Source organism: Moraxella bovis (assembly GCF_002014975.1).
Taxonomy (GTDB): domain Bacteria; phylum Pseudomonadota; class Gammaproteobacteria; order Pseudomonadales; family Moraxellaceae; genus Moraxella; species Moraxella bovis.
This window is the reverse complement of record NZ_MUXV01000036.1, coordinates 34,327-45,502: the sequence shown is the minus strand read 5'-3', so window position 1 is coordinate 45,502 and position 11,176 is coordinate 34,327. Positions and strand designations below refer to the sequence as shown.

Genomic DNA, 11,176 nt, shown 5'->3' with positions numbered 1-11,176 from the left:
AAAACTTATGACAACCCTAAACCCGAATGATGTCGTCATTGTGGATGGCGTACGCTCAGCAATGGGCAAATCTAAAAATGGTATGTTCCGCAATGTGCGTGCCGACAACCTTTCTGCCGAAGTGGTAAAACAGCTTTTGGCTCGTAATGAATTTGATTTAAACCTTGTGGAAGATGTGATTTGGGGGGTGGTAAACCAAACGCTTGAACAAGGCTGGAATATCGCGCGCCACATTGGGCTTTTGGCTGGCATTCCCAAAAGTGCAGGCGGACAAACAGTCAATCGCCTTTGCGGTTCGTCAATGCAAGCCCTGCACACCGCCGCCGCCCAGATTGCAACGAATCAAGGCGATGTGTTTATCATCGGTGGGGTGGAGCATATGGGACACGTCAATATGATGCACGGCGTGGATTTAAATCCCAAAGCAAGCAAACACTATGCCAAAGCCTCCAATATGATGGGGCTAACGGCTGAAATGCTGGGACGGTTAAATGGTATTAGCCGAGAAGAGCAAGACGAGTTTGGCGTAAAATCACACCAAAAAGCGTGGGACGCCACCATAAACGGCAGATTTAAAAATGAAATTGTGGGCGTAGAAGGACACGATAGTGACGGCAATTTACAGATGTGCCTTGTGGACGAAGTCATTCGCTCGGACGCCAATTTGGATACTTTCAAAGCCCTAAAGCCTGTCTTTGACCCCAAAAACGGCACAATCACCGCTGCCACCGCATCCGCATTGTCGGACGGTGCGTCAGCAATGCTATTGATGTCTGCCCAAACTGCCCAAGAGCTTGGGCTAAAACCCCGTGCCAAAATCCGCTCTATGGCAATCGCAGGTTGTGATGCTGCCATTATGGGCTATGGACCTGTACCAGCTACCGAAAAGGCATTAAAACGAGCAGGCTTGACTATTAGCGACATTCAGACCGTAGAGCTAAACGAAGCCTTTGCCGCCCAAGGCTTGTCGGTGTTAAAAGGCTTAGGATTGTATGACAAGCAAGATATCGTCAATCACAATGGCGGAGCGATTGCATTAGGACACCCACTGGGCTGTTCTGGGGCAAGAATTACCACCACACTTATCAATGTGATGGAACAACAAGACACCGAAATCGGACTTGCCACGATGTGTATCGGCTTGGGGCAGGGGATTGCCACGGTGATTGAGAGAGTTTAATTTGATAAATAAGGGCGTAGCGATACGCTCTTATTTTTTTGCTTATATGTAGGGATTATGCTAGAATATTTGGGGAAATTTTTGTAAAAATGACTTATGAGACTTGACATTAGTAAAATGCTCACTAAAATAATTCGCAATTCGCAATTCGCAATTCGCAATTCGCAATTCGCAATTCGCAATTCGCAATTCGCAATTCGCAATTCGCAATTCGCAATTCGCAATTCGCACGGTTAATGATTGTTTAATTAACCGTCCATTCTTATTTTTTAAAAGCTCGCCTAATGACGGGCTTTTTTCGTGTTCAAAATTTGTCCAAATCCCATCAAGCAAGGCGGTGCAAAATGACTGATACCGCCCCAATACCAACCAATAATAGACAAGTCAAATCCAAAAAACGAGTGGCGGATTTTGGTGAAGTGTTTACAGCCGAAAGGGAAGTAAACGCAATGTTGGATTTATTGCCTAATGCTATTTGGCAGGCAGGTAACAAAGAGGCTATTGGAAAGACCTTTTTGGAGCCTGCGTGTGGTAATGGTAATTTTTTGGCGGAAATTCTAAGCCGAAAACTTAGCCTTGTTTTAAAATTGGTAAAAATCAAGAAAAAAGGTCAAAAATCTTACACATACTCAAAATCTGATTATGAAAGGAATGCTATTTATGCCATATCGTCCATTTATGGCATAGAAATTTTGTCAGATAATTGCATTGAATGCCGTAAGCGATTATTGGATATTTTTACAGAACATTATCAAAGCCATTTTAAAGATATTGATGATGAAATAATAAGAATAGCTGAATTTTTATTAAATAAAAATATCATAAATGGTAATGCCTTAACCCTAAAAGATTTAAATGAAAATCCTATTGTATTTAGCGAATGGAAGTTTACTAGTCATATTTTAGTACAAAGGCGTGATTATGTCTATGAAAATTTAGTAGAAAAACTAGACAACGCTTCGCCTATTGATAAAGGGTTTATTGCTAAGCCTATTCCCCCTGATTATACAGAAACTGATTTTAAAAAATTAAGAGAACAAAAAAATGAAATTTGATGTTATTAAAGATGTAAATTTAGAAAGAAATCTAAATTTATCTGAAAGTTTATACAATGACGATGTGTTGAATTGTCTTGCCGTGTTAAATGTCGATGATAACTTAACAAAAGAAGTTATTAATAAGGTTCTAGATTTGTTTTCTAGTGATATTTGGTCTAATCCGAATATTAAACTTTTAGATAATAGTTGCAAATCTCAAATATTTGTGAGTGAAGTAATTAAAAGAATGGATAAGGGTTTAGATAGTCAAATACCTGATAAAAAAACTCGCATTAATCATATTCTAAAAAATCAGATAGCAACCCAAAGCTGTAATGTGGGTTTTGATGTATTAATAGATAAAGGTAATTTATAAATGGAAAACTCAAACTTTCAAATAGACAGCAACATCATTCCTGATTTGGATAATATTGGTAAAGGTCAATTAAATTTATTTGAATTGGCTTATAATCCTGATGTTTTGGATTGTTTATCCAGTCTTTCTAATGACGAAGTTTTTACTTCGCCAAAATTGGCAAATTTAATGCTTGATTTATTGCCCAATGATTTATGGCAAAATCCAAAGGCGAAATTTTTAGACCCTGTATGTAAATCAGGCGTATTTTTAAGAGAAATTGTCAAACGCTTAGATAAAGGCTTGGCAACTCAAATTCCCGATAAACAAACTCGCATTAACCATATTTGTAAAAATCAAGTGTTTGGTATTGCCATTACCCAATTAACCGCCCTATTATCACGCCGTAGTGTGTATTGTGCCAGAATTGCCAATTCAGTCATTTCTATTTGTGATGAATTTGATAATGAAATGGGTAATATTATTTTTGGTAATGTCAATCATCAATTTAAAGATGGAAAATGCACAGAATGTGGGGCAAGCCAAGCGGTATTTGGCGATAGAAATGGGTTAGAAAATCACGCTTATGCGTTCATTCATAGCGATAAAGAAACAATTTTTAATGAGATTTTAAAGATGAAATTTGATGTGATTATTGGCAATCCGCCTTATCAATTAGATGACGGTGGAGCAGGAGCAAGTGCAAAACCCATTTATCATTTGTTTATTGAACAAGCTAAAAAATTAAATCCCAATTATCTGATTATGATTACGCCTAGCCGTTGGTTTGCAGGCGGTAAAGGGCTTGATGAATTTCGGGATAATATGCTTAATGATAAACGCATTAAAGAAATTCACGATTTTCCCAATTCAAAAGATTGTTTTGACAATGTGGAAATTAAAGGTGGCGTCAATTATTTTTTATGGGATAAAACTTATAATGATGATTGTACAGTATTTACCTATGATAATGGTCATTGTATTTCGCAAGTAAAACGACCTTTAAAAGAAAATGGGATTGATATATTTGTGCGTTATAATAATGCTGTTTCTATTTTAAATAAAGTTAGAAAATTAAAAGAAAAAAGTTTTTCAGACTTTGTTAGCTCATTAAAACCTTTTGGACTAAGAACTTTTGTAAAAGGAAAAACAAAACCTTATGTAAATTGTAATGAAAATGTAGTTTTGTTCCAAAATGGTGGTATTGGTTATATCAAAATGTCAGAAATACTGAAAAATCAAGAATGGGTTCTAAAACATAAAGTGATTGTACCAAGAGCATTTGGTACAGGTGATAGCAAAAATGATTTACTAAAACCAATATATGCAGGTATAAATACAGCTTGTACAGAGACTTACTTGGTAATTGGTTGTTTTGATAGTGAACAAACTTGTAAAAATGTGATGAGTTATATCAATACGCAATTTTTTCATTTTCTAATTACACTTATAAAAAACACGCAAGATGCACCAAAAAGAGTTTATCAGCTTGTGCCAATGCAGGATTTCTCAAAACCTTGGACTGATGAAGAGTTGTTTGCAAAGTATGGGTTTAATAATGACGATATTAGATATATACAAGAAATGATACGCCCAATGGATAATGAGACTGGTGTAAAACCTAAAAAGTCTCGTGGTAAAAAGACCACACAATCACAGTTAGATTTGGGGAATGATGATGATTGAGATTAGCAGTATTGCAGAATTGGCAAATAAATTAACGCAATTAGGTAAACCAAGGCAAGGTTTTACTCGATTTTTTCGTGGACACCCTAATTTTAAATTTGAATTAGAGCCAAGCATTTATCGCAGCGATGAATTTATAAAATATGAACATAAAATGATAAAGGACGCATTAACAGAATGTGCTGAATATTTTTATCCACACGAAAATTTGTTTGAAAAACTGGTTAGAATGCAACATTATGGCTATAAAACCAGAATTTTAGATGTTACCACCAATATTTTGGTTGCTTTGTATTTTGCAGTCAATAATAATGATGACGAACAAAATGGCGAAGTTTTGGTTTTTGATATTCCAAATGATGAAATTAAATATCACGATAGTGATACCGTAGCAATTTTATCTGCATTAAGTTTAAGAGATGAAAAATTTGATGTAGGATTTTATAGAAAAATGGCTCATCAAGATTTTTTGACGGATACCAATATCTTACTTAGTCAATTAAGAAAAAATCCTTTAAATTTACAAGATAATTTGATTAATATCAATACACAAATAGATGATGATATTTTAAGTTATCAAACCAAAGATTTAAATGATGGTTATTTCAAGGCTATCAATAAAATATTTAATGAATATCCAGAGATTGTCCAATTATTGAATGATATTCGTAAAGATAAGCCTTATTTTTTGCCAAATATAGATATTCGTGATTTTAATAGGGTTTTGTGTGTTAAACCAACTTTAAATAATGAAAGAATTAAAAGGCAACAAGGAGCTTTTTTAATTTTTGGTATAGAAGATAATAAATTAACACCAGCAAATTTTATGCTAGATTGGCAAAGATTTTATAATGGTGAAAGGCTTATTATTAATAAGCACGCAAAAAGCACAATTTGTGATGACTTAAAATCTTTTGGTATTAGTCATCAAATACTATTTCCCGAAATTGACAATCAAGCCAAGCATATTATTAGCCGTTATGTAGAGATTTAAAATGACCAACCCAACCTTTACCCAAATACACGCCCCAAAGATTTATGTTTATTCTGATAGCCGTTATCCAAATTGTCTTAAAGTAGGCTATACCGCCCAAGAGACCGTTATGGAGCGAATGAAACAACATTATCCAACCATTACCCCAAGCCAAAGCTGGCAGGTGGAATTTGAATCGTTGGCGATTAAAAAAGACGGCAGTTATTTTAAAGATTTTGCCGTGCATAAAATGCTAGAACAAATGGGTATAAAACGCATTGCAGGCGAATGGTTTGAATGTGATATTAACACAGTAAAAAACGCCATTTTAAATATCAAACAATCCAAAACTTTTGAAAGGCAAAGAACACAAGATTTTAAAATGCGTCCAGAGCAATTAGACGCTGTGAATAAAACCGCTTATTATTTTAATTCTATCAAACAAGATAAAAATAACAATCGCACACCGCATTTTTTATGGAATGCCAAAATGCGATTTGGTAAAACGTTTGCTACCTATCAATTAGCCAAAAAAATGAATTGGCAACGGGTGCTCATTTTAACCTTTAAACCTGCGGTAAAAAATGCGTGGGAAGAGGATTTGACAAGCCACATTGATTTTAATGGTTGGCAATTTATCAGCCGTGATAGCGAATTAAAAATAGATAATTATGATAAAACCAAACCAATGGTATATTTTGCTTCTTTTCAAGATGTGCTTGGCAAAGATAGATTTGGTAATATCAAAGCCAAAAATGAATGGATACATACGATAAACTGGGATTGTGTGGTATTTGATGAATATCATTTTGGGGCGTGGCGTGATAGTGCCAAATCGCTTTTTGCCAAAGATGATGAATTGGCACAAATGCAAAATGAATATCAAGAAATGGAAATTGGCGTAGAAAATTTTAATGAAAATGAATTGCCGATTACCACAGAGCATTATTTGTATTTATCAGGTACGCCATTTCGAGCGATTGCCAGTGGCGAATTTATTGAAGAGCAAATCTTTAATTGGACTTATGGCGATGAACAAAGAGAAAAATTAAATTGGGACAAAACAAAAGGCGATAATCCTTATTTGTCATTGCCCCAAATGATGTTACTTACTTATCAATTACCAGAAAATATTCGCCATATTGCCACACAAGGCGAGTTTAATGAGTTTGATTTGGGCGAGTTTTTTAAGGCGGACGGTAGTGGTAATAATGCCAAATTTAAACACGAAAATTATGTACAAAAATGGCTGGATTTAATTCGTGATAATCTTGATGAAATGATTGTTAGCAATTTAAAGCAAGGCAATGCCAAACCGCCAATGCCATTTAGTGATGTGAATTTATTAAATAGCTTATTGCATACCCTTTGGTTTTTGCCAAGTGTGGCGAGTTGTTTTGCAATGGCGAATTTATTAAAAGCTCCTAATAATAAATTTTATCACGATTATGATATTATCGTATCGGCAGGCAATAATGCAGGAATGGGCGATAGGGCGTTAATTCCTGTCAAAAATGCAATGACAAACAATCCTTTGGCAACCAAATCCATTACGCTGTCTTGTGGTAAATTGATGACGGGCGTATCTGTGCCTGCGTGGACAGGGATTTTTATGCTTCGTAATTGTAGCAGTCCTGAGACTTATTTTCAGGCGGGGTTTCGAGTGCAAACCCCGTGGACAGTACAGGGTGATGATGGGGCAAATATTATTAAAAATCAATGTTATATTTTTGATTTTGCCCCCAATCGTGCTTTACGCCAAATCGCTGATTATGCCCACAAACTAAACCCAGCCGAAGGCAATCCTGAGAGTAAGGTCGCTGAATTTATCGCCTTTTTGCCCGTGCTTGCTTATGATGGCAGTGCAATGCAACAAGTGGACGCAAAACTACTCCTAGATATGGCGATGAGTGGCACAACGGCGACTCTTTTGGCAAGGCGTTGGCAGTCGGCACTTTTGGTCAATGTTGATGACATTACTTTAAAAAATCTAATGGCAAATCAGGACGCATTGGACGCTTTGATGAAAATTGAAGAATTTAGAAGTCTAAATGATGAGATTGAAGTCGTCATTAACCGCTCTGAAAAAATCAAAGGTTTAAAAGAAAAAGCCAAAGACAATGATGGCGAATTGTCAAAAGAAGACAAAAAAACATTAACCGATGAAGAAAAGGAGCAAAAATCTTTACGAAAGAAAATTCAAGATAAACTCATCAAATTTGCCACACGCATTCCCATTTTTATGTATTTGTCTGATTTTCGGGAACACAGTTTAAAAGATGTGATACAAGAGCTTGAACCTGAATTGTTTACAAAAGTAACAGGATTATCTCAGGCGGATTTTGCCCTTTTGGTATCTTTAAATGTCTTTGATGAAAGCGTAATGAACGATGCTGTTTATAAATTTAAACGCTACGAAGATTCTAGCCTTGAATACGCAGGGATTGATAAGAAGACGGTGTATTTAGGGTTATTTAATACGGTCGTTAGCCGTAGCCAATATGAAAGTCTGGGGGTGTGAATAAAGTTAAGGGCGTAGTGATACGCTCTTATTTTTACCGAGAAATAACAATGTAATATTTGGCATGTGCTAAAATACACGCCCCTTTTCTTATCTTTTATTCTATGTTATTAGCCATTATTGCGATGATTGTCGGCATTGCTTTGCTTGTGCATAGTGCCGAGTTTTTTATTGAAGGGTCATCTAGTATCGCCCTAAAATTTGGCATGCCCAAATTGCTGGTAGGCATGCTTGTGATTGGTATCGGCACGTCCGCCCCTGAGATAGTCGTGTCGGTGCTATCCGCCCTAAACGGAGCCCCTGGTTTGGCACTGGGTAATGCGTACGGCTCAAACATCACTAACATCACGCTCGTACTGGGTGCAACAGCGTTGGTCAGCCCTTTGTTTATTCAAAAGTCCTTGGTCAAATCCGACTTTTTGATACTCATCGGCATTACCGCTTTGGCGATTTTTCAGTTATTGGACGGGCAGGTAAGTCGTCTGGATGGGGCGATACTCCTTGGGGCGTTGGCGGTGTTTTTGACATTTCAGATTTATATGGCAAAACTGGGCAAATCAGCCAGTGATGATGTGCCTGACGCGGTGGATTTTCGCATGGGTATGGCACTCGCCAAACTCATCGGGGGCTTGGTGGTGCTGGTGCTAAGTTCACGCCTTGTGGTGTGGGGAGCGGTGGAGATTGCCAAAATCGCAGGGCTGTCCGAGCTTATCATCGGTCTTACCATCGTGGCGGTGGGTACGAGCTTGCCTGAGCTGGTCTCATCCATCATCGCCGCACGCAAGGGCGAAGACGAGATGGCATTGGGTAACGTCATTGGCTCAAACATCTTTAACACCCTAGCGGTCGTGGGCATTCCTGCTGCCATCATGCCCATGGCGGTGGCTCGTGAAGTGGTGAGCCGTGATATGATTGTCATGGGTGGGGTAACGGGCTTGCTGTTTGTCCTGTGCCTGTTTGCTGTGCGTGGCAGTCAAAAACTTGGGCGTGGTGTGGGTGCGGTACTGTTGTCTATCTTTGTGGGTTATACGATATGGCTGTTTGTGGGTGGTTAAACCATGCCCTAAAAAACGACCATACATGTGATGGTCGTTTTTTATTGGGTGTCAGATGACCTTACTAAACCGTCCGCTGTGCTTTTGGGTTAGGTATTCATCAAAGACCATTGCCACGTTACGCCCCAGTATCCGTCCTTTGGGTAGGATTTGTACACCCGCCTCATCGATAAAGACAAGCCCGTCTTCTGCCATTTGGTGTAGGTTTGCCAGCTCTGGCTCAAAATAACGGCGACTGTCAATGCCAAATCGCTCATCAACATCAGCAAAGTCCAGACGGTCATGGCATAGTAAGTTCATGATGACATAACGGCGAAGTTTGTCTTTGTCATCTGCTTTGATGTGCTTGATGGCAGGGAGCGTGCCGTCATTAATGCGTGCTTGATATTCTTTTAAATCAGTGGGGTTTTGTAGGATATGTTCGCCAATCTGACTGATACTGCTCACCCCAAATGAGAGCAGGTCGCACTCGCCTAAGATGGCATAGCCTTGAAAGTTGCGATGGAGCTTGCCTTGGCGTTGGGCGATTGCCATGTCATCATCAGGGCGAGCAAAATGGTCAATGCCAATATACTGATAACCTGCGTCCGTGAGTGCCTTGATGGTGTTGCCAAACATGGTGAGCTTGTCGGCAGGACTAGGCAGGTCGTCATCTTTGATACGGCGTTGGGCGGTGAATCGTTCGGGCAGATGGGCGTAGTTAAACACCGATAAGCGGTCAGGGGCTAGGGCGATGATTTTAGCGACCGTGTCCGCCATGCTCGCCACACTCTGATGGGGCAAGCCATAAATTAAGTCAATATTAATCGAGCCAAAGCCCAATTCTCTGGCTTCACGCATGACCGCCTGCACCATGCTGTGGGGCTGTACACGGTTCACAGCTATCTGTACGGTCTCGTCCAAATCCTGCACCCCAAATGATAAGCGATTGACCCCTAGTGAGCGTAAAACCGCCAAAGTTGTCTGTCTAAGCTCTCGTGGGTCAATCTCTACCGAATAATCCCCATCATCAGCAAAGTCAAATTCATCTTGTAAAAACCGCCACAATATGGTTAGCTCATCATCACTTAAAAAGGTCGGTGTACCGCCCCCCAAGTGGACTTGTTTGACTTTTGCATTGCCGTTTAGCAGGGATTTTTTATGGCGAATTTCTCTAAAGAGATAATCCAAATAATCGCCCGAGTCGCTGTTTTTCTTGGTGATGATTTTGTTACAGCCACAGTAGTAGCACAGATGACGGCAAAAAGGGATATGAATGTAGAGCGATAGGGGGACGGCAGGGTCTTTTTGCTGTAAAATGCTCATCTCCACACCGTCCAGAATGGGGGCGAACTCTAAGGCGGTCGGATAGGACGTGTAACGAGGGCCTTGACGGTTGTATTTTTGAATCAAGGCTTCATCAAAGCTGACTTGGCTAAAATGGTGCATGGCGGTTGTCAATAAATGGATATTGGAATGTTATTATAACCGTTTGGGTGGTGCGAGACAATAATACTTTTGGCGATTGATGTCGTCAAAGGGCATGAAGAGCACGCCCAACAAGACCATTGTTTTAAAAATACCAAATGGTGCGGATTTGGGCTGATTGGTAAATTTATTCAATAAGCAAAAACAAAACCCCAAAACAAAAGCTCTGGGGTTTTTTAAGCAAGCTGTTAGCTTAGGCTAGGGCAGATTTTGCTTTTTCGCAGATTGCCGTGAACGCTGCTGCGTCATGCATGGCGATGTCTGCTAGGATACGGCGGTCAATCTCAATGCTTGCCTTTTTAAGACCATTGATAAGGCGGCTGTATGACAGACCATTTAGACGAGCACCTGCATTGATACGAGCAATCCACAGACGGCGGAAAGAGCGTTTTTTGTTACGGCGGTCTCTATATGCATATTGACCTGCCTTCATTACCGCTTGCACGGCAACACGATACACACGAGAGCGTGCACCATAGTAACCTTTTGCACGAGACAAGACTTTTTTATGACGGCGGTTAGCCTGTACACCACGTTTTACACGAGCCATTATATTCTCCTAGATATTAAATGTATGGGCACATACGGCGGATTGATGGAACGTCAGCGACGTGAACCATGACGCAACCACGCAATTGGCGGATACGCTTAGGAGATTTTTTGGTCAAAATGTGGCGTTTGAACGCTTGTTTGCGTTTAAAGCCGTTGGCGGTTTTTTTAAAACGCTTTGCCGCACCACGTTTGGTTTTTAGTTTTACTTTCATAAGTAGCCTCTTTATTAAAGGTTGGCAGACCAACCGATGAACCTTTTTGCCAATTTATTTAAAAATAAATAGCGGAAGGTGGGAGGTGCATTATAAAGGGTTTTTGGGTGGATTGCAAGATTTTGTGTGCAATTATTC

The 11,176-nt window shown here is 39.3% G+C and carries 10 protein-coding genes; 7 read left to right on the top strand and 3 right to left on the bottom strand.

Features of this window, described 5'->3' with window-relative positions; translation table 11 throughout:
- Positions 1-7: 7 nt before the first annotated feature.
- The 7 genes from fadA to B0182_RS09200 all read left to right on the top strand — a co-directional run bounded on the left by fadA (position 8) and on the right by B0182_RS09200 (position 8,807).
- Complete coding sequence (gene fadA, locus B0182_RS09230) at positions 8-1,180, top strand: acetyl-CoA C-acyltransferase FadA (protein ID WP_078274655.1); 1,173 nt, start codon at positions 8-10, stop codon at positions 1,178-1,180.
- Positions 1,181-1,524: 344 nt separating this feature from the next.
- Complete coding sequence (locus tag B0182_RS09225) at positions 1,525-2,235, top strand: restriction endonuclease subunit M (RefSeq protein ID WP_078274654.1); 711 nt, start codon at positions 1,525-1,527, stop codon at positions 2,233-2,235.
- Entirely contained in the window at positions 2,225-2,593 is a 369-nt protein-coding gene (locus B0182_RS09220) for a hypothetical protein (protein WP_078274653.1), read from the top strand. The genes B0182_RS09225 and B0182_RS09220 overlap by 11 nt, the downstream gene beginning before the upstream one ends.
- Positions 2,594-4,258: an Eco57I restriction-modification methylase domain-containing protein gene (locus B0182_RS09215; protein WP_078274652.1), complete on the top strand. Its 1,665-nt coding sequence runs from the start codon at positions 2,594-2,596 to the stop codon at positions 4,256-4,258. It abuts the gene before it with no gap.
- Positions 4,251-5,252: an FRG domain-containing protein gene (locus B0182_RS09210; RefSeq protein ID WP_158079675.1), complete on the top strand. Its 1,002-nt coding sequence runs from the start codon at positions 4,251-4,253 to the stop codon at positions 5,250-5,252. The genes B0182_RS09215 and B0182_RS09210 overlap by 8 nt, the downstream gene beginning before the upstream one ends.
- Position 5,253: 1 nt before the next feature.
- The gene (locus B0182_RS09205) at positions 5,254-7,752 is read left to right on the top strand and encodes a DEAD/DEAH box helicase (protein ID WP_078274650.1); all 2,499 of its coding nucleotides are present in this window, start codon (positions 5,254-5,256) and stop codon (positions 7,750-7,752) included.
- 104 nt (positions 7,753-7,856) lie between these two features.
- Positions 7,857-8,807 carry a calcium/sodium antiporter gene (locus B0182_RS09200; RefSeq protein WP_078274649.1) on the top strand — a complete coding sequence of 317 codons (951 nt, stop codon included), beginning with the start codon at positions 7,857-7,859 and terminating at the stop codon, positions 8,805-8,807.
- Positions 8,808-8,858: 51 nt separating this feature from the next.
- Here B0182_RS09200 and hemN read toward each other — a convergent pair whose 3' ends face one another.
- The 3 genes from hemN to rpmI form a co-directional block, all read right to left on the bottom strand.
- The gene (gene hemN, locus B0182_RS09195; RefSeq protein ID WP_078274648.1) at positions 8,859-10,235 is read right to left on the bottom strand and encodes an oxygen-independent coproporphyrinogen III oxidase; all 1,377 of its coding nucleotides are present in this window, start codon (positions 10,233-10,235) and stop codon (positions 8,859-8,861) included.
- 232 nt (positions 10,236-10,467) lie between these two features.
- Positions 10,468-10,824 (bottom strand): 50S ribosomal protein L20, encoded by a 357-nt coding sequence (gene rplT, locus B0182_RS09190; protein ID WP_078274647.1) that lies wholly within the window; start codon positions 10,822-10,824, stop codon positions 10,468-10,470.
- A gap of 16 nt (positions 10,825-10,840) precedes the next feature.
- Positions 10,841-11,038, bottom strand: a complete 198-nt coding sequence (rpmI, locus tag B0182_RS09185) for a 50S ribosomal protein L35 (RefSeq protein ID WP_029102391.1) — start codon at positions 11,036-11,038, stop codon at positions 10,841-10,843.
- Between the last annotated feature and the right edge of the window lie 138 nt (positions 11,039-11,176).